Genomic DNA, 21,490 nt, shown 5'->3' with positions numbered 1-21,490 from the left:
CTATAATGAATACAAATTTAGCTTTACTCTTATTATTGGCTCCTTTTTTAGGATTTTTATTTAATATTTTCTTCGGAAAAAGTATGGGAAAAACAGCTTCTGGAGTTCTAGGAACTTTAATGGTTGCTGTTTCGTTTGCTGTTACTCTTTATTTTTTTGGACAAATAAATGTTGCCAAGACACCAATTCAAATTCAGTTGTTTGATTGGATACAAATTAATGGTTTCAAAGTCGATTTTGGTTTTCTTTTGGACCAGCTTTCTATTCTTTGGTTGCTATTTGTAACAGGAATTGGTTCTTTGATTCATTTATACTCTATTAGTTATATGCATGATGATGAGAACATGCATAAGTTTTTTGCTTACTTAAACTTGTTTATCTTTTTTATGATAACACTAGTAATAGGTAGTAACTTGTTAGTATTATTCATTGGTTGGGAAGGTGTAGGACTATGTTCTTACTTACTAATTGGTTTTTGGCATAAAAATCAAGATTTTAATGATGCAGCTAAGAAGGCTTTTATCATGAACAGAATTGGAGATTTAGGATTGCTAATAGGTATCTTCATTCTGGGCTCGATGTTCTCTACTTTAGACTATGCTACTTTAAAAACCGCTATAGCTGGTACTGCTGATTTAGACTTAGGTTTGTTATCATTAGCTGCTTTTTGTTTGTTTATTGGAGCTTGTGGTAAATCAGCACAAATTCCTTTGTACACTTGGCTGCCTGATGCGATGGCTGGACCAACACCTGTATCAGCGTTAATACATGCTGCGACAATGGTAACTGCGGGTATCTTTATGATTACTAGATTGAATTTTATTTTCGACCTAGCGCCAGATGTTCAAAACATTATTGCCATAGTGGGTGCTGTTACTTCATTAGTAGCTGCGACTATAGCGCTAGTACAAACAGATATAAAAAAAGTATTGGCTTATTCGACAGTATCTCAATTAGGATTAATGTTCTTAGCATTAGGATTGGGAGCTTATGAGGTTGCTGTATTTCATGTAATTACACACGCGTTCTTTAAAGCTTGTTTGTTCTTAGGATCAGGGTCTGTAATTCATGCCTTGCATGGAGAGCAAGATATGCGTAACATGGGTGGTTTGAAAAAAGTAATGGGTATTACCTTTATTACCTTTTTAATATCATCACTTGCTATTTCTGGAATACCTCCATTTTCTGGATTTTTCTCCAAAGATGAAATTTTGATGGTCGCTTTTGAGCATAACATCGTTTTATGGGTTATCGCATCTTTAGCTTCTTTAATGACTGCTTTTTATATGTTCCGTTTGTTATACCTAACGTTCTTTAATGAGTTTCGTGGTACAGCAGAACAAAAAAGTCACTTACATGAAAGTCCTGCACTTATTACATTTCCTTTAATTGTTTTAGCAATATTAGCGGCGATTGGTGGTTTGATTAGTTTTCCAACGAACAGTTGGTTAAGTGGTTATTTAGCGCCATTGTTTTCAGTAGTAGCTACAGAGGAACATCATTTTGGAACACAAGAATACATGCTTATGGCAATAGCTGTTATAGGTGGTTTAGTAGGTATAGGTATTGCCTTTAATAAATACATTAAACAGAATCAAGTTCCAACAGCTGATGCTGAAATTGATGGTTTTGCAAAGGTACTTTACAACAAATATTATGTTGACGAAGTGTACGATGCTATTTTCGTTAAAACAACCAATAACATATCATTGTTCTTTAGAGATTATGTCGAAACGGCATTATCATCTATAGTTTTTGGATTTGGAAAAGTAACCAACGAAATAGGTTATCAAGGAAAAAAAATACAAACAGGAAGTATCGGTTTTTATCTTTTTGTATTTGTTTTAGGACTTTGTGCCATTTTAACCTATTTATTTATCGCTCAATAATTTTATACTATGAACGTATCTCTAATATTAATTATACTTTTAGTTGGCGCATTTGCAACTTATTTTGCTGGTGATAAACTCGCTTCAAAAGTAGCATTATTTTTTGGCCTTGGTGCATTAGCAACTACCATTGTATTATTAAACAATTTTAACGCTGGTGAAAACATTAGCGTATTTAATCAGTGGATCAATAAACCACAAGTTTCAATAGCGCTTACTGCAGATGGATTGTCACTAGCCATGTTATTATTAACAACAGCATTGACTGCGGTAATAATTTTTACTTCGTTTGAGAATGTATACAAAAATGCAAAAGCGTTTTATGCACTGATCTTGTTTATGGCATTCGCTATGGCTGGAACTTTTTTAGCTACTGATGGGTTATTGTATTACATCTTTTGGGAGTTAGCTCTAATTCCTATCTATTTTATCGCTTTGATTTGGGGTAATGGTGATGCAGAGGAGCGTAAAAATGCTGTAATTAAATTCTTTATTTACACATTAGCAGGTTCATTATTTATGTTAATTGCTTTTGTTTACTTATATCAGAAAGCAGGATCTTTCTTGATTTCCGATTTATACGAAATAGACTTAACTAGAACGGAACAGTTTTGGATTTTCTGGGCTTTCTTTTTAGCGTATGCTATTAAAATTCCATTAATTCCTTTTCATACTTGGCAAGCCAAAGTGTACCAAAAAGCACCAGCTGTTGGGACGATGCTTTTATCAGGGATTATGTTAAAAATGGGATTGTACAGTGTGATCCGTTGGCAGCTGCCAATTGCTCCACTAGCAGCGAAACCCTATTTGCCTATACTTTTAGGATTGGGTATTGCTGGAGTGATTTACGGTTCGATTGTAGCTTTAAGACAAAAGGATTTGAAGAAATTATTAGCCTATTCGTCACTTGCTCACGTTGGTTTGATTGCAGCGGGTGCTTATACGTTAACACTTGATGGTTTGCGTGGTGCTGTTTTGCAAATGATCGCACACGGTTTTGTTGTAGTGGGATTATTTTTTATTGCAGACATCATATACAGACGATATGAGACTAGAGCTATTGATGAAATGGGAGGTATACGAACACAAGCTCCAAAGTTCGCCTCATTATTTTTAATCTTAGTATTAGCGTCAGTTGCATTGCCAACTACTTTTAACTTTGTCGGAGAATTTACAGTTTTATATAGTTTGTCTTTAATTAATGTTTGGTACGCTGTCTTAGGTGGAACAACGATTATTTTGGGAGCTTACTATATGCTTAAGATGTATCAGCATGTTATGTTAGGAAAAACCAACGAAAGAGTTTTTGCAGACGTAAGTTTTAAGGAAGGTTTAGCTTTGGTTAGTATTATTGCTGTATTATTCTTTTTTGGGATGTATCCAAAGCCAATAACAGACTTGATTACGCCAAGTTTAGAAAATATTTTAACTCAAATTAACAGAATTAACTAGTCAAATAAAAAAATGAATACATTAATAGCTATAATAGGATTAGGTGTTTTATGCCTTTTATTTGAAATATTTAACCTTAGAAAGGGAATTATTCCAGTAACTGTAATTGGATTATTGGCCGTTCTTGGTTTGGATATATCTGAATTTAATTCTCCAGACTCATATTATAACAACATGATTGTTGTTAGTAAATTTTCATCTGCATTTTCAGCATTGTTTATCATCTTAACTATATTTCTTGTTACGTTGAGTCATAAGTTTTATGAGAATCACCAAACCAAGATTTCTGACTTTATTGCCATTAAGATATTCTTGCTAGCAGGTGCTGTAGCAATGGTTTCTTTCGGGAATTTAGCGATGTTTTTTTTAGGTCTTGAAGTACTTTCTATTGCGCTGTACGTGTTGGCTTCTAGCGATAGAGCAAGCATAAAAAGTAATGAGGCTGGATTAAAATACTTTTTGATGGGATCATTTGCATCAGGAATTATTCTTTTCGGAATTTGTTTGATTTACGGAGCCATTGGTAGTTTTGATGTTGTAGATATTAGTGATCTATCCCGTTCTGCTGAGTTACCTGTATGGTTTCCAATAGGTATTGCCCTACTAACAATAGGTATGCTATTTAAAATAGCCGCTGTCCCTTTTCACTTTTGGGCTCCAGATGTTTATGAAGGTTCACCAGCTTTGACAACTGCTTTGATGAGTACGCTTGCTAAAGTAGTTTCTATGGCAACATTGTTCAAATTGTTGACAGTAGTAAATGCTGATTTGTCCCCATCGTTCCAAACTGTTATTGTAATTGTTTCGATTGCTTCTATGACAGTTGGTAATATAATGGCATTGCGACAAGTAAATGTTAAAAGAATGCTTGCGTTCTCTGGTATATCGCATGCTGGTTTTATGTTGATGACTATTTTGAGTATTACCAATGCTGCAGGTACTTTATTGTATTATTCATCTGCTTATGCATTAGCCGGTATGGCCGCTTTTAGCGTTGTATTATATGTTTGTAAAAATAACGAAAACGAGGACATTACTAACTTTCATGGTTTAGGAAAAACTAATCCATTGTTGGCCGCAATCTTAACTGGATCGTTATTGTCTATGGCTGGTATTCCAATCTTTGCTGGTTTCTTTGCTAAGTTGTTTTTATTCGACGAAATGATTCAGTCTGGTTTTATAACTTTAGTAATTGTAGCCGTTATCAACTCCATCATAAGTGTAGGTTACTATTTTAAATTAATAGTTGCGATGTACAATAAAGATTCTAACGAGGAACGCACAGGCACACCATTTGTCATTTATGCGGTAGCGATTGTAGCATTAGTTTTAAATGTTGCTTTAGGTTTATTTCCTTCCTTTGTATTAGATCTATTGGCTTAAAAATTTAGCTTTCTTACTATATAAAACCATCAAAAATTATTTTGATGGTTTTTTTATTTTAGTGATGTTATGGTTTGTAGATTGAAAGAGAGTAGTAAACCTTGTACTATTCTATAAAGCTCAGAAGTTGCTCCTGTATCTTTTCAGTAGTTGTTGCAGGTGGCTAAATCTTAATTAAAGATTAAAAGAACTTATATTCTTTCTTGTTTTTGTAAATTTGTATATACAAATAATATTTAAAGTAATTGAATCATGGATAATACATTAAAGATACAAATATGGTCCGACGTGATGTGTCCGTATTGCTACATAGGGAAAAGACGCATTGAAGGAGCTATAGAGCAGTTTGGTCACAAAGACGCAATTGAAATTGAATGGAAAAGTTTTCAACTGGACGCTAGTTTTAGGGCGTCTCCAGATGATAACATCTATGATCATCTAGCAGAGAAGTATCGTAAAGATAGAGACTGGGCTGTAGAGATGGTCGATAACATGACAGAAAACGCAAAAAACTCGGGCTTAGATTTCCAGTTAGGTAAAGCGGTTTTAGCCAATTCATACAATGCGCATCGACTGTTGCATCTTGCAAAAAAACATAGTTTAGCTGATGAACTAAAAGAGTTACTTTTTAAGGCTTATATGACCGAAGGTAAGAATGTAGACGATAATGAGACATTGATAGCTTTAGGGGAAGCTGTAGGTATGAATAAAGAGCTTGTTGAAGGTGTTTTGAATAGCGATGCTTACGGAAAAGAGGTAAAAAGTGATATTGCCATGGCTCAGCAAATAGGTGTTCAAGGTGTTCCGTTTTTTGTTTTTGATAACAAATACGCAGTATCAGGTGCTCAGCATGTGGAGACCTTCGTGAAAACCTTAGAGAAAGTATGGGAAGAAGGTAGCTTTGGTCCTCAGTTAACTGTTTTGAATGCAAACGAAGGGGATAGTTGTGGAGTTGATGGATGTAATTAAAGTCGAAAATCATAATTTCAATTTAACTATAAGTCTGTAGATGAAAGGCATTTATTGCATATGAAAGTTTAAAATAGTTTTAAAAGATTTCAATTATTACCAGATGTGCTTTTGGCAGTTAATGAAAAAACGGTTAGTTTTTAATTTAATGAAAAATCCCGCTACTACAAATAATGTAATAGCGGGATTTTATGTTAGCAGTTTTTCGAGTCACTTTTTATCTATTGTTAATAACTACGGCACTAGACAATCTGCTGTCTTCTAATTTTGTTTTTGTGCCTGCAGTTCGATAATAGTAGCTGTCATCATCATTTGTGTTTTGATTATTGCCGTAGCTGTAGCCATAGTCATTGTTTCGGTTACTGTTTTGGTTGTAAGCGTAGCCTCTACCCCCTTTTACAGATCCCACAATATCTACAATTTGACCACGACGATTGTATATAATTTCTAAACCACCTACACGCTCTAAAGCATAACGGTTGTATGTCATATATACCGAACCAATTCGTTTTACACGGTCGTTAACATCATAGTTAATAAACACGTTTCCTACTTGTCTAACTCTACCTTGATCATCATGGGCTACTTTTACCCCATAATTTCCTTGTCGGCTATTATTAGGCGCGCCATAGGTTTTGTTTAGACCATTGTTCCCTTTTGATTTGTAATACATAGTGCCGCTAGTTGTTGGGCGCGTATTAAAATCCAATTGTCCATCAGGAAATACATAAAATTCAATTCCTCGTTCAAGGAATACAATTGGGTCATCAGTTCTAAAATCTGCTTGAGATTTTATTTGTACAGAAAAATCTATTTTTTCTGTTGCGCTCGCTATACTACCTCCCAATAGGAAGATACTAGCAGCTAAAAAGGTAATTTTTTTCATGATACATCTATTTTGGATTTCGCCTACTCTTAAGCTTTTCGGCTTTCGCTTTTACTTATTTGATTAGGGATATTCAAGTAGTGTGCCACAAATTTGAAATGAGTTATAGCATCTATTAAAATAAAATGATTGTAATTACATTAATAAACTGTAGATCAATTATTTAGTTATGTGAAAAAATGTTTGTTTAAAGATAATCTTATGTTTTTTTTAATAAAATAAGAGTCGGTATCTACGTCTGTATTTTAAAGCCCATGTAATCTAGATGTAAATAATGGTTGATAAGATGGGGATGTAAAAATCGTATTTGATTTTATGGGGAAGTCGCTTGGGTATCAAATAGATTTTGAGCGCACATTTACTTATAACTTTTATTTTTTGATTTGCAGTTGGCAACTAACTTTAATTTTAATACCCTGACAGGTATACTTTAAGTTCGGTTTTCGATTTAACATATAAGGTAAATGATTACTACGTTAATTTTTAAATCTAATCAGTATTACAAAAAAAAAGGAAACCTGCACAAATAAATGAACAGGTTTCCTTTTTTTAATATAAATGTATTTTAGTTTTAATGCTTCGTAGTAAAGTCATTCTCGTTCAATTCGATGTGGTTATAATCAGCAACCATTTCTTTTTCGTAATCTATTTTTTCTCCCTTAGAGAATTTAGCCACTAGTTTCTCCATGATTTCATAGATCACAGGCACGATAATTAAAGTAAGGAATAAAGAACTAATTAAACCTCCAATAATTACCCAAGCCAAACCGTTTTTCCAACCTGCTCCGGCTCCCGATGCCAATGCAATTGGGAACATACCAAATACCATGGCAATGGTAGTCATCAAGATTGGACGTAAACGAGCGTGATTCGCTTGAATTAAGGCGGTTCTAATCGTTTCTCCGGCAGCACGTCGTTGATTGGTATAATCGACTAGCATAATGGCATTTTTACACACCAATCCAATAAGCATAATGATACCTAAGATCGTAAAGATATTCAATGAATTATTTGTTAATGCTAAAGCTAACATCGCTCCAATAAACGAAAGCGGAATAGCAAATAATACCACAAAAGGGTGAATGAAGCTGTCATATAATCCTACCATTACAAGGTAAACTAATATGATGGCTGCAAGTAAGGCAATTCCAAGCGTACCAAAACCTTCACTTTGATTCTCTTGATCACCACCCCAGATGTAATTTACACCAATAGGTTTCTCTAATTGATCTAGTTTTTCTTGCCATTGTGTGACAATAGCACCTGCCGAAACTCCAATATTTTGTCCTTGCACTGTTACAGAGGCAGTTTTGTCTCTACGCTCTAGCTTACTTGGTCCTGAGCCTTCGGTGATAGAAGCAAACTGAGATAGTTTAATTTGCTGCCCCATGTTGTTAGTAAATATCAGATTACTTACATCAGTAATATTTTTTCTGTCAAAAGCATTGTATTTAATGTTGATGTCATACTCATATTCACCAGCTCTAAACTTACCATCTGTGTTTCCGCTATATGCCGTTTGCATCGTCATCCCTACCGTTTGTAAAGTCAAACCGAGTGCAGCCATTTTATCACGGTCTACTTGAACGTTTACTTCGGGGTTTCCATCTTCAACAGTCAACTTAATCTCTGTAGTACCAGGGATTTTGCGCAGTTCGGCTTCAGCTAATTTTGCAAATTTCATAGCACTTTCAACATTAGGACCAGTAACAATTAATCCAAGTTTAGCGTCTTCTGCCGTTCCTAATATACCTACTGGAACCGTTTTTACTTTGGCACCGACTAAAACTTTTTCTAATTTACGTTTCATCTTAGCTGCATAAACAGAGGCATCGTCTGTGCGTTCTGCTTGCTCGATCATTTTTACATCGATCTCTGCTTTGTAGGCAGTTGCTTGTGTACCACCCATACCCTCGGATGTTTGCCCTACAGTCGTAATTTGGCTAAGTACATATTCTTGTGTTTTCAAGAAAGCTTCTGCTTTTTGGGTCATAAAGTTCGTTTGCTCAAGCGAAGCATCTTTGGGTAATTCGATTTGAACTAAAAACTCACCACTATCTGACGCTGCAAAAAACTCACCCCCAATAAAACCACCACCTACTAATCCGATTGTAGAAGAAAAGAAAAGTACGACTACAACTAAAATAGTTTTGATGTAGTGGTCTAAGCACCAATTTAGAATTTCAGTAACCCAATTTGTGAAACGAGTTAACATACTTTCGAAACCAAGAATGGTTTTTCCAAAAAGGTTGTTTCCTTCGATATGCTCTAATTTTCCAAAACGAGACGATAACCAAGGAATGATCGTAAACGAGGCTAATAAGGATAATAAGGTAGAGATAACTACCGTCATACAAAACTGCGTAATAATGTTAGATACTAAACCACTACTCAGTGCAATAGGAAGGAATACAACCACAATCACTAAGGTGATCGATGTTACAGTACCACCAATTTCAGCTGTTCCATCATAAGAAGCACGAATTCGGCTTTTACCCATTTCCATGTGCCTGTAGATATTTTCTAGTACCACGATTGCATCATCTACAAGAATACCTACCACAAGAGATAGACCTAATAAACTCATTAAGTTTAAGGTGTAGCCTAATAAATAGATTCCGATAAAAGTGGCAATCAAAGAAGCAGGAATCGAAACCATTACAATCAACGAGTTTCTAATACTGTGCAAGAAAAATAGCATTACTAGTGCTACTAATATTACAGCTATCAATAAATCGTGTAAAACAGAGTCAGCCGCTTCAAGTGTAAAAACAGTACTGTCTTTTGCAATTTGAAGTTTAACTTCATTAGCTTTATAATCACTCTCTAACGTTGCAATTGTTTTTACTAATTGCTCACTAACCGCTACGGCATTTGCATCAGATTGCTTTACTATTTGCAGTACGATAGCGCTTTTTTGATCTACACGCGCAATTTTTTCAGCTATTTTTTGTGAATCTTGTACATCAGCTACGTCTTTCAATCGAATTTGGATTCCGTTCTGTGACGATACGATTAAGTTTCTTAATTCGTCGACATTTTTATATTTACCGGCCAAACGAATTAATATTTTTTGTTCTCTTGTTTGGATGTTTCCTGTTGGGAAATCAAGATTTGAGCTTAAAATAATTTGCTGTACTTGTGGGATTGATAATCCGTATCCTTGCAGTTTTGTTGCATCTAGGTTAACTTGAATCTCACGCTCTTGTCCTCCAATAATATTAACTTGAGCAACTCCTTGCACACGGGATAAGACGGGAGCGATTTTTTTATCAATTAAATCATAAAAAGCTACTTCATCCATTTTACCATTAGCACCAATAGTCATAATTGGTAAATCACTCAGAGAGAATTTAGTTAATGAAGGCGGATCAGCATCATCAGGTAAATCACTCAATACAGCATTTATTTTTCGCTGTGCATCGTTCATCGAATTGTCTACATTGGCTTCTGAGGTCAATGTAATCGATACGATAGAAAGACTTTCGTAGGACTTTGAGTCGATTTTTTTTATGTTTTCTAATGAGGAAATGGCATCTTCCACTTTCTTTGTAACGGTATTTTCGATCTCAGATGGTGATGCACCGGGATAAACCGTAGCCACCGTAATTACGTTCGTTTCGAATTTAGGAATCAATTCATAGCCTAACTGACTATAACTGAATATCCCACCTAAAATTAGTATTGTAAAAAGTACAATAACTAACGAGGGACGTTTTATGGATATTTCTGCTAATTTCATATTGTATATCTGTTGATTAGAGCAATCAATTATTTAATGATTTCTACTGTATTACCGTTTTGTAAGTTGATTTGACCTGTAGTAATAACTTTTTCACCATCAGATAATCCGCTTAAAATCTCTACTTGATCTCCTAAGATTCTACCTGCAGTAACTGTTTTTAATACTGCTTTTCCGTTTTCGACAACAAATACCTGATTACTACTAACACTTCCAACAAATGCATTCCTTGGAATTACTGTCATGCTTTGTTTTTGCTGTGCAGATTTGAATACAGCTGTTCCATACATACCCGCTTTCAAGTCGTTGTTTACATTGTTTGAAATTTCGATTTCTACTGGAAAGTTTAAGCTGCTGTCTGATTTTGCTGCTATGAACGAAATTTTTCCTTTAAACTCTTGATTAGGATATACGCTAGAAGTTACCGTTACAGCCGTTCCTGTTTTTAAAGTAGCAACTTGTGACTCGTTTACATTAACAGTAAGTTTCAATGTGCTTACATTAACTATTTCGAATAATTGAGTAGCAGGCATAGCAGTAAGCATTGATCCTGGCTCAATAAAACGTTTGTTAATGATTCCGCTTATTGGTGCTTTAATTCTTGTATCACCTACGTTCAATTTGGCTTGCTTGTAATTAGCATCAGCATTAGTTAAAGCCACTTTTGCTTGGTCTAATTGTTGTTTTGTAACGCCACCCGTTTTATAGGCATTTTCAAAACGATTGTAATCTGATTTGGCATTCAAGTAACCTGCTTCTGCAGCTTGTGCATTAATGTTAATGGCATCACCTCTCATAATAGCTAGGGTTTGTCCCACACTTACACGGTCTCCCTCTTTTGCAAGAACAGTAATTACTTTTCCAGATTTTTCTGCTGAAAACGCAAGTTCTTGTTTTGGTTCAAAATTTCCGTTAGCAACAAAATCTAAAGTTACCTCCTCTGTTTTTACACTAGCAACCTTTACTGAAACGCTAGCGTTCTTTTCAGCAACAATAGCAATCTTTTCTTCGTTAGATTCTTTGTTCTTTGTTAGAATATAGGCGATTAGAGCTAATGCAGCAATAATTACGAGTCCGATAGTTAAGTTTTTTTTCATTTTAGTTATTGATAAGAGTTTTAAGTTGTCCTTTTGATTTGATTAGTTTTATTTCTGCCAATTTGTAATCTAAAATTGCAGCAGTATAATTGTTTTGAGCTTGAGTCGAAGCATTTTCAGCATCTAGTAAGTCCGTAAGTGAAGCAAGTCCTTGTAAATAATTGTTATTGATGTTTTTTAGGATCTCATCAGCCAATTTCATGTTCTCTTTTTGATTTTGTAACGTAATCATACTGTTTTCAATTTGAGTCGTTGCATTTTTAAAGTCAAGATCTAATGCTAACGTAGTGTCCTTTATATCTTCTTCAATAGTACGTAGGGCTACATCTGCTTGTCTTACTTTTGCTCTTGTACCAAATCCAGAAAAAATCGGAACTCTAAGATTTAGACCAATAGCTGCGAAGTCAGACCAATATACACCATCTGAAGGCTTTGCAAACCAAGGCATATTAGGGCCTTGACCTATGTAATTGTAACTAGCAGCCAATGAAAGTGTAGGGTAGTATCCCGCAACAATCGATTTTTTTTGCAACACAAGCAGCTCCTCTTGTTTTTTGATCAATAAGTATTCGCTACGGTTTGATATAGTTGGAGCGTCTGTAAAGGCAGCAGGAGTAACTTCAAATTGAGATTGAGGAATATTGATTTGAGTATCAATAGGCATTCCCATGTAGAATTTCAATGCATTTTCTTGTAGTTGTACAGCGTTAATTATTTGCTGCTTTTGCGTATTGATATTAGAAAGATTAACATTCATTCTGTCTAGATCAATTCTTTTTGCAAGACCGTTGTCGAATTGTCCTTTTACAATATCACGTACTTTAGTAGTAGTACCTAAGTTACTTTCGGCTAATACTAATTTTTGACGTAGGACATAAACTTGATAGTAGTTGTTCGCTACGTTCTCAATAACTTGCTCTTCGGTTAATTGATCGTTTATTTGATAAAATTCACGTGTTGTCTTAGCCGCCTTTAAACCAGTAAATACTGATTGATCGAACAAGGCTTGAGTTAATGAAACACCTGCGGTAGAAGTCCAAGTTTGTCCAAAAGCAGCCTGAATAGTAGTGCCTGGAGCTCCAAAACCGGCCCCGTCTATAACGGTAGTTTGTATAATTGGATTGTAATTTAAGCTTCCGTTAGCTGCTATTTGTGGTAAAGCTCTTGAGCGAATCTCTTGAATTTGGTATTCGCTATTTTCAATTTTCAGCTTTGCTTTTTTAGCTTCGGCTTTATTCTCTAAAGCATACTTTATCGCATCCTTAAGGGTTAGCGATTGTTTATCCTGTGCATTACTTACTAAAGTAAAAAGGAGGATAGCTACTACTATTAATTTATTCATTTTAATTAAGATTTGATAAATTTTTTTCTAATTCGATTATTCCTGTTGCGGTTGCCATAGCTCTAGTGTGATATTCTAAAGCTTCTGTCTCTAACTTATATACTTCTCTCTCTGAGCTTACTGTTTCATTAATGCTGAATATTAAGGTGTAATAAAAAGTAACGTAATTTTCTATTTCGATTTCTTTTCTGTACAGTCCTTCTGCTATACCTTTTTCTATATTTTGTCTAAAAAAATGCTGACAAATTTCGATTTGATTGTTTATTGCCTTTGCGTAAACTTCAGGATAATGCTTTTTTAACTGGTAAATAGGAGAACTTTCAGCTGATTTAAATACTTCCTTGAAGTTTCTTTTCAATTGAAAATTTTGCTCAATTGCATTATAATTTTCTCTTGCAATAGTTCGCATCGTTTCTTCTACTTGTTCGTGAACTAATTTTGTGCTTTCCTCTACTAGTATTTCTTTATTAGCAAAGTACTTGTAAATCGTTTTTTTTGAAATACACATTTCGCATGCAATATCGTCCATCGTAATGCTCTTAAAGCCTAGGCTTATGAACATGTCTTTTGCTTTTGATATTATTTTCTCTTTCATTTTGTCTGTAAACCTTTTTTAGTGGTTGTAATTGCATCATTATTTTTGCAAATGTAAAAAGGAACTCTGAGTACGCTAAAAGTTTCTTGTTGTTTTGCTATAAACTTAACATAATAATAATCTAGGAGCAATTAGGAGGTAAATTCTAAATTTGCAATTAGATTTATATATTGTCCTACTGCAATTCCGCCTGTTTGTGCGAAGGTGTTGTAGCTTAAGCCAAAGTCCTTTCGGTTTATTTGACCTACCACTTCAAAGGCTGCTTTGTTTGTGCCATCGTAATTAGTTATGCCTAAAAACGCAGCGTCTAATTCGACTACCTTTGTTATGTTTTTTATTGTCAAATAACCTTTCAAGAAGTTAATGTCACTATTTACTTTTTCAAAAGATATTGATTTAAAGCTAATTATAGGGTATTCGTTTATATCAAATAAGTCATTTAACTTCATACTTGTGTCTATAAGTTCAACTTTGTTGTTGATGTTATTGACGTCTAAATTAAAGTCGATTTTTGCATTCAATATTTGATTATCATCTATATCGATACTCCCCGAAAATTTATTAACCGTTCCAGCAATGTAAGCTATGATCGAATGTCTCATTTTGATAAGAACATCAGATTGATTGGAATCTACTGTCCAAGTTGTTGTCATAATTGGTTACGCTATTGATTGCGGTTTTAAACACTGATAGTGTGTTACTTAAGTGTTTTCTCTCTTTTTATTACGATGCAAAGGTAAGATGGAAACTCTGAATACCAAAATAGTTTCCACTTGATTTAGGGTTTTTTTAACATTTACACGGAATTCGTAGTTTGTAATGCAATTTGAATGCATTAAATTAGCCGAAAAATAATCACATGCATACCATTTTTCAGTATCAAGAATATGTTTCGGAATATCTAGAGTCAGAATGTAAAATGAAAGAGCCGAGAAATTTGTACGAGCCTATTCATTATATTCTTGGGTTAGGTGGAAAAAGGATTCGTCCTGTGTTAACTTTGATGACTGCCGAAATTTTCGAAACCGATTATAAGAAAGCATTACCTGCTGCCCTTGCGGTGGAGGTGTTCCATAATTTTTCGTTAGTTCATGATGATATTATGGATGATGCTCCATTGCGTCGTGGTCAAACTACGGTTCATGAGAAATGGGATTTAAATACTGGAATATTGTCTGGTGATGCGATGCTTATTTTAGCCTATCAATACTTCGAGAGTTACCAGCCTAAGATTTTTAGGAAATTGGCAAAATTATTTAGTAAAACGGCCTTGCAAGTTTGTGAAGGTCAGCAATGGGATGTCGATTTTGAGGTTAGAGACGATGTTACTATTCCCGAGTATTTAAAAATGATCGAATACAAGACAGCTGTATTAGTAGCAGCTGCGATGAAAATGGGTGCTATTATAGCACAGAGTTCAAAGGACAACGCGAAGTTAATCTATGATTTTGGATTAAATTTAGGATTGGCTTTTCAGTTACAAGACGATTATTTAGATGCTTTTGGTGATCCTGAGACTTTTGGAAAGCAAGTTGGTGGAGATATTATCGAGAATAAAAAGACCTATTTGTACTTGAAGGCGATGGAGTTTTCAACACCCGAACAAGCAGCTGAGTTAAAAAAATGGTTTACTGAACCTGCCGCAGATATTGAGGCTAAAGTTGCTGCAGTGAAGGAAATATTTAATGTATCAGGTGGTTCACAAGCGACTCAAGATGCGATTCAGGAATTTACCTTTAAAGCTTTTGATACGCTAGATAAAATGAATTTAGATACCGCAAAGAAGGAAGTCTTAAGGACTTTTGGAGAAAATTTGATGGGTCGTATAGCATAATAATTCTATAGTATTAACAAACGCCCTTTGCTTATGTTTATAGCTCCCTTAAATGCCGATTTATTGCTTGTTGAGGCCGAGAGTGAGTCTCTTTATTTAAACCTCGTTGCCCAAATAATCAAGGACTTTAATCTTGCTAACGAAGGAATAGATTTTCCTATGAGTGTGTCGCCTGAGGAACTTAAAATACAACTCCACGAAAAAATTTATCGACTAATTCAGTACAAGTTCGCTGAATATTTGAATCTCCTCTACATTGTAGATGTGTCTGAAGAAGAGGTTAAAAGGCTCGACGGTTCCGACCTTGTAGTCTTAGCAGAGCAAGTTTCCTTTTTGATCTTGAAAAGAGAATGGCAAAAAGTGTGGTTTAGAAATAAATACCGTTAAAATAATTAGCTGCTATGCTCGTGAATTGCTCACAATGGTTGCAAATAAATAGACAAACGAAAAGCTTTCTTTTTAACAATATAAAGAAAGCTTTTCGTTTGTAAGAGGCTTACTAATTTATTTTTAATATCCGCTAAGTATCCCAAAAGTACCCGAGTAATTCCCTGTAATTGTTTCTCCTGTGCTAGCAGTCATTTGGTAGGTACAGTCAATTGTACCAGTTCGTGCACTATAATCGATTGTAATATTATTAATTGTAACTGTGCCGTTGCCAGCTGTTGAGATTTCATAAACATTGGCATTAACATGACTTGGTTCGCCGTACATGTTTCCGTTATTTAAAAAAGTATTACCAAAAACGGAAACATTTGTTAAGATCTCAGTGTCAGCTGTGTTAAGTGTGTGAGAGGTAGGATTTATGAGAACAAGTTGTTCATTTGCTACAGTGTTGGGACTATTTTTTACAAATAAAACGGCAGCTTGCGTCATTGCAGTTGCTGCTGCAGCTCCGTTCGTTCCGTTTTGAATCAATGGGGCATTAGCTAGTGCTATGATAAAACCATCTTTAAATTGTGGTCCGTCGTCTAGTATGACATAGGCGTTTGGTGTTTCGTACTCGGTTCCATTGATGGCGAATGAATTTTCAATTGGAGTGAATGGATCTGTAGCGGTACATGCAAATAAAATTGTAGCTACAAAGGCTAGGGATAGAGTTTTAATTGTTTTCATCTTGTTTGATTTTTAATGTTATATAAGTAGATAAGAAAGTAATAGATTTTGTTACCCCACTAATAGATTTTTTTTTCAAACAAAGTAGATGATGATATAAAGATAAAGAGTTGTTTCAACGTAAAGACTTCCTTAATAGAATGCAGTATGGAGAAAACAGGGGCAGGTAGTATACTATTATTGGGTTAGAATAGCCCCAATAGTAATAAAAAGCCTTTCACCATAAAAAGGATGTTTATGTTGCTGCGAAAGAGCGACTAAAAGAAGCTCCTGTTGCTGCTTACAAAAACCGCTTAAGATGGTTAAAGCTTGAAGGGAATAGTGGGAATAGCTGCTAAGAATTAAAAATATACACGTACAAAAGGCATGAAAGCATCGCTGTAGGCGCCTTTGTCTTCCTTGAATAAAACATTATACCTTGCTCCCAAAGTAACATTCCCAGTGCGGTATCCAGCACCTAAGAATAGACCTGTGTTCCAGAAATCATTGGTAAAGCTATTTTGACCACTACCTCTCAAATTTACGCGTAATTGCTCTAGCTCTGCAGATAGCTGAATCTCAGGTATTGGATTAAATAGTGCGATAATACTACCTCCATAAAGATTAGAGGTGTAAAAATTTCTTTGACTTGCGTAGGTGTACTGCAGCCCAACACCCATCGCTACATATTCGTTGAAGTTGTAAATGGCACTAGGTGCCACGCTGATATCCGTGTAACCTGAACCAAGGCTAAGACCTAGACCCCCTCCAAATTGCACTTTGTTCCAGAAATCAGTATTAGAATTGGAAGAAAAAGATTGTTGTTGTGCTGTTAAATTATTCGAAATAAATAAAATAAAAACAATGAGAATTGCTTTTAAAACGCTAGTAAAGTTGTTTTTACTCATAACTTAATAGATTTTTAACATTTTAACACATAAAAGTAACTTAAAATAAAGGCTAATTTAGTGGATTATTGTACTTTTGCCAAACTATTTTAACAAAAAGTATATTCACTAAATATTATGGATAGGTTTTCATTTTTAAACGCAGCACATACCGAGTTTTTCGCACAATTATACGACCAATACACTGAGAATCCAGATAGCGTAGAAGCAAGTTGGAGGAGTTTTTTCCAAGGTTTTGACTTTGGACAAGAATCTTACGGCGGGCAAGATGCCGTTAGTCATATCGCTAATGTCGCATCAGGGACAGTGGAGAGTAGTAATGTTTCAGAAAAACTTCAGAAAGAATTTGATGTTTTAAAATTAATTGAAGGATATCGCGTTCGCGGACATTTGTTTACAAAAACAAATCCAGTGAGAGATAGAAGAAGATTTTCTCCTACGCTAGATATTGAAAATTTCGGACTTTCTTCTGCAGATCTTGGGGTTGTATTTGATGCCGCTAGAGTTATTGGTATTGCACCATGTTCTCTATCAGATATAATTAAACATTTAGATTCAATTTATTGTCAACACATCGGTATCGAATACATGTATATCAGAAAACCTGAAATTGTACAATGGATTCAAGATAGACTAACAGTTAACGATAACCAACCTTCTTTTTCAGTAGAGAAGAAAAAAACGATTCTTTCAAAATTGAACGAAGCAGTTTCTTTTGAGAACTTTTTGCACACTAAATATGTGGGTCAAAAACGTTTTTCTCTTGAAGGTGGAGAATCGATCATACCTGCTTTGCATACTTTAATCGAAAGCGCTGCTGAGCAAGGAGTAGAGCAATTTGTGATGGGAATGGCACACCGTGGCCGTTTGAACGTTTTAGCTAATATTTTTGGTAAGTCTACTCAAGATATTTTTGGTGAGTTTGATGGTAAAGATTATGACAAAGAATATTTTGATGGGGATGTAAAATACCACTTAGGACTTACAGCTGATAAAATTACAAGCACAGGAAAAAAAATAAATATCAATTTAGCGCCTAACCCCTCTCACTTAGAGACAGTAGGAGCGGTGATTGAAGGAATAACAAGAGCAAAACAAGACAAGCACTTTGGAGATGATTTCTCTAAGGTATTGCCTATTGCAGTTCACGGTGATGCAGCAATTGCAGGCCAAGGAATTTTGTACGAGATCGTACAAATGGCGCAACTAGATGGTTATAAAACAGGCGGTACTATCCATATTGTGATTAATAATCAAGTAGGATTTACAACCAACTACCTAGACGCTCGTTCCTCTACTTATTGTACGGATGTTGCTAAAGTAACTTTGTCTCCAGTATTACATGTAAATGCTGATGATGCTGAATCTGTGGTTCATGCGATGCAATTTGCTTTAGATTTCAGAATGAAATTTGGTCGTGACGTATTCATCGATTTATTAGGATATAGAAAATACGGACACAATGAAGGCGATGAGCCTCGTTTTACACAGCCAGTATTGTATAAACTTATTGCTAAACATCAAAACCCAAGAGACATTTATGCTGAAAAGCTGTTGTCTGAAGGGGTGATCGATGCAGGTTTAGTAAAGTCATTAGAGAAAGAATACAAAGATAATTTAGATCAAAATTTAGAGGCTTCTCGTAAAAAAGACTTGACAATCATTACTCCATTCATGCAAAACGAATGGAAAGGTTTTGAACAAGTTTCTAACGATAAAATGTTGCTAAAAGTTGATACAGCATATACAAAAGAAGGATTGACTCAAGTAGCCAATGCGGTTTGTAATTTGCCAAAAGATAAAAAGTTTATCAGCAAGATCCAAAAGCTGATCAACGACAGAAAAACAATGTTTTTTGAAACAGACAAACTCGACTGGGCCATGGGTGAGCACCTTGCTTATGGGTCTTTACTACAAGAAGGATACGATGTACGTATTTCTGGGCAGGACGTAGAGCGTGGGACTTTTTCACACCGTCACGCTGTAGTGAAAGTAGAAGAGTCTGAGGAAGAAGTAACCTTGATTGATAGTCTAGAAGGATCAAAAGGTAAATTTAATATTTACAATTCATTACTATCAGAATATGGTGTTTTAGGTTTTGATTACGGATATGCGTTAGCAAGTCCAAATACCCTAACGATTTGGGAAGCACAATTTGGAGATTTCTCAAACGGAGCTCAAATTATGATTGACCAATACATCTCTTGTGGAGAAGACAAATGGAACAATCAAAACGGAATCGTAATGTTACTACCTCACGGATACGAAGGGCAAGGAGCAGAGCACTCATCAGCACGTATGGAGCGTTATTTACAGTTGTGTGCAAGACACAATATGTATGTAGCAGATTGCACTACTCCAGCTAACTTTTTTCACTTGTTGAGACGACAAATGAAAACTACGTTCCGTAAGCCTTTAATTGTATTTACACCTAAGAGTTTATTGCGTGACCCTAGATGTGTGTCTTCCATAGAAGATTTTACTTCAGGTAGTTTCCAAGAAACAATCGATGATACCACGGTAAATAAAGCCGATGTGAAAACATTAGTTTTCGTTACAGGTAAATTCTATTATGATATCACCGCAGAGCGCGAAAACAATGGACGTACAGATGTAGCAGTTGTTCGAATCGAGCAATTATTTCCATTGCCAGTAGAGCAGTTAAAAGCTATTATTGCACAGTATCCAAATGCCGATGATTATGTTTGGGCGCAGGAAGAGCCTAAAAATATGGGAGCATACAGCTTTATGTTAATGAACTTCGATCTAGTAAAATGGAGATTAGCTTCGTTAAAAGCGTATTCAGCACCAGCATCAGGAAGTTATACAAGAGCAAAACGCCGTCATGCCGATGCTATTAAAATGGTATTTGATAAAGATTTATTTAGATAAAAATAATTAGGAGCTATTTCCTGCTGTTCGCTATATCTTTTTTATCCTGAAAAAAGTTCAGGAAAAAAAGGATGCCGCTGCCATCAGGGCTAGGGCCATAGGCACAGAATAAAGATTTATAATTACAAAGAAAATTAAAATTCATAATTTAAAATATAAGGACATGATTTTAGAAATGAAAGTTCCATCACCAGGGGAATCTATTAAAGAAGTTGAAATTGCAACTTGGTTAGTAAAAGACGGAGATTACGTAGAAAAAGACCAAGCGATCGCTGAGGTTGATTCTGATAAAGCAACTCTTGAACTACCTGCTGAAGCAAGTGGAATAATCACATTAAAAGCCGAAGAGGGAGATGCGGTAGCAGTAGGAGCAGTGGTTTGTTTAATTGATACAGCAGCAGCTAAACCAGAAGGTTCAGCTCCAGCAGCGGCAGCGCCTGCGGCAGCACCAGTTGCCGAAGCTCCAAAAGCAGCACCAGCACCAGTAGCAGCGGCACCAGTAGCAACTTACGCTTCAGGAACACCGTCTCCAGCAGCAAAAAAAATATTAGACGAAAAAAATATCGCTCCAGCAGCTGTAACAGGAACTGGTAAAGACGGTAGAATTACTAAAGATGATGCTGTAAATGCAGTACCATCAATGGGAACTCCTACAGGTGGAAGCCGTGGGCAAGAGCGTACAAAATTATCAATGTTGCGTCGTAAAGTAGCAGAGCGTTTAGTAGCTGCCAAAAACGAAACGGCTATGTTAACTACTTTTAACGAAGTAAACATGACGCCAATCAACATTATCCGTAATCAGTATAAAGATGAGTTCAAAGCGAAGCACGGTGGTGTAGGTCTAGGATACATGTCTTTCTTTACTAAAGCGGTAACAAGAGCATTAAAATTATATCCAGATGTAAACTCTATGATGGATGGTGATTATAAAATCGCTTACGATTTCTGTGATATCTCTATCGCAGTATCAGGACCAAAAGGTTTAATGGTTCCTGTTGTTCGTAATGCAGAGAATTTGACTTTCCGTGGTGTAGAAGCTGATATCAAAAGATTAGCTATTAGAGCACGTGATGGACAAATTACAGTTGATGATATGACTGGTGGAACGTTTACAATCACTAACGGTGGTGTATTTGGTTCTATGTTGTCTACACCAATTATCAATCCTCCACAATCAGGAATCCTTGGAATGCACAACATTATCGAGCGTCCTATTGCTGTAAATGGTAAAGTAGAAATTCACCCAATGATGTACGTAGCTTTATCTTATGATCACCGTATCATTGATGGTCGTGAATCAGTTGGTTTCTTAGTAGCTGTTAAAGAAGCTTTAGAAAACCCAATGGAATTGCTATTAGACAACAATCCTAAAAAAGCATTTGAATTGTAAGATTCGCATGTTATAA

16 protein-coding genes are annotated in these 21,490 nt (G+C 35.4%); 8 read left to right on the top strand and 8 right to left on the bottom strand.

Features of this window, described 5'->3' with window-relative positions:
- Nucleotides 1–5 precede the first annotated feature (5 nt).
- The 4 genes from nuoL to H8R22_RS01590 all read left to right on the top strand — a co-directional run bounded on the left by nuoL (nucleotide 6) and on the right by H8R22_RS01590 (nucleotide 5,693).
- Complete coding sequence (gene nuoL / locus H8R22_RS01605) at nucleotides 6–1,889, top strand: NADH-quinone oxidoreductase subunit L (RefSeq protein ID WP_187009264.1); 1,884 nt, start codon at nucleotides 6–8, stop codon at nucleotides 1,887–1,889.
- Between the two features lie 9 nt (nucleotides 1,890–1,898).
- Complete coding sequence (locus H8R22_RS01600) at nucleotides 1,899–3,341, top strand: complex I subunit 4 family protein (RefSeq protein ID WP_187009265.1); 1,443 nt, start codon at nucleotides 1,899–1,901, stop codon at nucleotides 3,339–3,341.
- A gap of 12 nt (nucleotides 3,342–3,353) precedes the next feature.
- Nucleotides 3,354–4,724 (top strand): NADH-quinone oxidoreductase subunit N, encoded by a 1,371-nt coding sequence (locus tag H8R22_RS01595; protein ID WP_187009266.1) that lies wholly within the window; start codon nucleotides 3,354–3,356, stop codon nucleotides 4,722–4,724.
- Nucleotides 4,725–4,976: 252 nt separating this feature from the next.
- Nucleotides 4,977–5,693 carry a DsbA family oxidoreductase gene (locus tag H8R22_RS01590; protein WP_187009267.1) on the top strand — a complete coding sequence of 239 codons (717 nt, stop codon included), beginning with the start codon at nucleotides 4,977–4,979 and terminating at the stop codon, nucleotides 5,691–5,693.
- Nucleotides 5,694–5,910: 217 nt separating this feature from the next.
- Here the strand turns inward: H8R22_RS01590 and H8R22_RS01585 are convergent, their stop codons facing one another.
- The 6 genes from H8R22_RS01585 to H8R22_RS01560 form a co-directional block, all read right to left on the bottom strand.
- On the bottom strand, nucleotides 5,911–6,579 hold the full coding sequence (locus H8R22_RS01585; protein ID WP_187009268.1) for a hypothetical protein: 669 nt from the start codon (nucleotides 6,577–6,579) through the stop codon (nucleotides 5,911–5,913).
- Between the two features lie 571 nt (nucleotides 6,580–7,150).
- Nucleotides 7,151–10,321, bottom strand: coding sequence for an efflux RND transporter permease subunit (locus tag H8R22_RS01580; protein WP_187009269.1), 3,171 nt, complete (start codon nucleotides 10,319–10,321; stop codon nucleotides 7,151–7,153).
- A gap of 29 nt (nucleotides 10,322–10,350) precedes the next feature.
- Nucleotides 10,351–11,418, bottom strand: coding sequence for an efflux RND transporter periplasmic adaptor subunit (locus H8R22_RS01575; protein WP_187009270.1), 1,068 nt, complete (start codon nucleotides 11,416–11,418; stop codon nucleotides 10,351–10,353).
- A 1-nt stretch (nucleotide 11,419) separates the two neighbouring features.
- Entirely contained in the window at nucleotides 11,420–12,760 is a 1,341-nt protein-coding gene (locus H8R22_RS01570) for a TolC family protein (RefSeq protein WP_187009271.1), read from the bottom strand.
- A gap of 1 nt (nucleotide 12,761) precedes the next feature.
- Nucleotides 12,762–13,355: a TetR/AcrR family transcriptional regulator gene (locus H8R22_RS01565; protein ID WP_187009272.1), complete on the bottom strand. Its 594-nt coding sequence runs from the start codon at nucleotides 13,353–13,355 to the stop codon at nucleotides 12,762–12,764.
- A 131-nt stretch (nucleotides 13,356–13,486) separates the two neighbouring features.
- A complete protein-coding gene (locus H8R22_RS01560; RefSeq protein ID WP_187009273.1) occupies nucleotides 13,487–14,008 on the bottom strand; it encodes a YceI family protein in 522 nt (173 codons plus the stop codon).
- A 206-nt stretch (nucleotides 14,009–14,214) separates the two neighbouring features.
- Here H8R22_RS01560 and H8R22_RS01555 point away from each other — a divergent pair, with 206 nt between their 5' ends.
- Together H8R22_RS01555 and H8R22_RS01550 are read left to right on the top strand one after the other, a co-directional pair.
- Nucleotides 14,215–15,189 (top strand): polyprenyl synthetase family protein, encoded by a 975-nt coding sequence (locus H8R22_RS01555; protein WP_187009274.1) that lies wholly within the window; start codon nucleotides 14,215–14,217, stop codon nucleotides 15,187–15,189.
- Between the two features lie 33 nt (nucleotides 15,190–15,222).
- A complete protein-coding gene (locus H8R22_RS01550; RefSeq protein WP_187009275.1) occupies nucleotides 15,223–15,576 on the top strand; it encodes a hypothetical protein in 354 nt (117 codons plus the stop codon).
- A gap of 123 nt (nucleotides 15,577–15,699) precedes the next feature.
- Here H8R22_RS01550 and H8R22_RS01545 read toward each other — a convergent pair whose 3' ends face one another.
- On the bottom strand, nucleotides 15,700–16,305 hold the full coding sequence (locus H8R22_RS01545) for a hypothetical protein (protein ID WP_187009276.1): 606 nt from the start codon (nucleotides 16,303–16,305) through the stop codon (nucleotides 15,700–15,702).
- Between the two features lie 341 nt (nucleotides 16,306–16,646).
- A complete protein-coding gene (locus tag H8R22_RS01540; RefSeq protein WP_187009277.1) occupies nucleotides 16,647–17,192 on the bottom strand; it encodes a hypothetical protein in 546 nt (181 codons plus the stop codon).
- Between the two features lie 117 nt (nucleotides 17,193–17,309).
- Here H8R22_RS01540 and H8R22_RS01535 point away from each other — a divergent pair, with 117 nt between their 5' ends.
- A complete protein-coding gene (locus H8R22_RS01535; protein WP_187009278.1) occupies nucleotides 17,310–20,084 on the top strand; it encodes a 2-oxoglutarate dehydrogenase E1 component in 2,775 nt (924 codons plus the stop codon).
- Nucleotides 20,085–20,247: 163 nt separating this feature from the next.
- Nucleotides 20,248–21,474 carry a 2-oxoglutarate dehydrogenase complex dihydrolipoyllysine-residue succinyltransferase gene (gene odhB / locus H8R22_RS01530; protein ID WP_187009279.1) on the top strand — a complete coding sequence of 409 codons (1,227 nt, stop codon included), beginning with the start codon at nucleotides 20,248–20,250 and terminating at the stop codon, nucleotides 21,472–21,474.
- Nucleotides 21,475–21,490: the final 16 nt, after the last annotated feature.

It is taken from the genome of Flavobacterium kayseriense, from assembly GCF_014305095.1.
Lineage (GTDB): Bacteria > Bacteroidota > Bacteroidia > Flavobacteriales > Flavobacteriaceae > Flavobacterium > Flavobacterium kayseriense.
The sequence above is the reverse complement of the archived record's forward strand: the minus strand, read 5'-3'. Positions and strand labels throughout refer to the sequence as shown.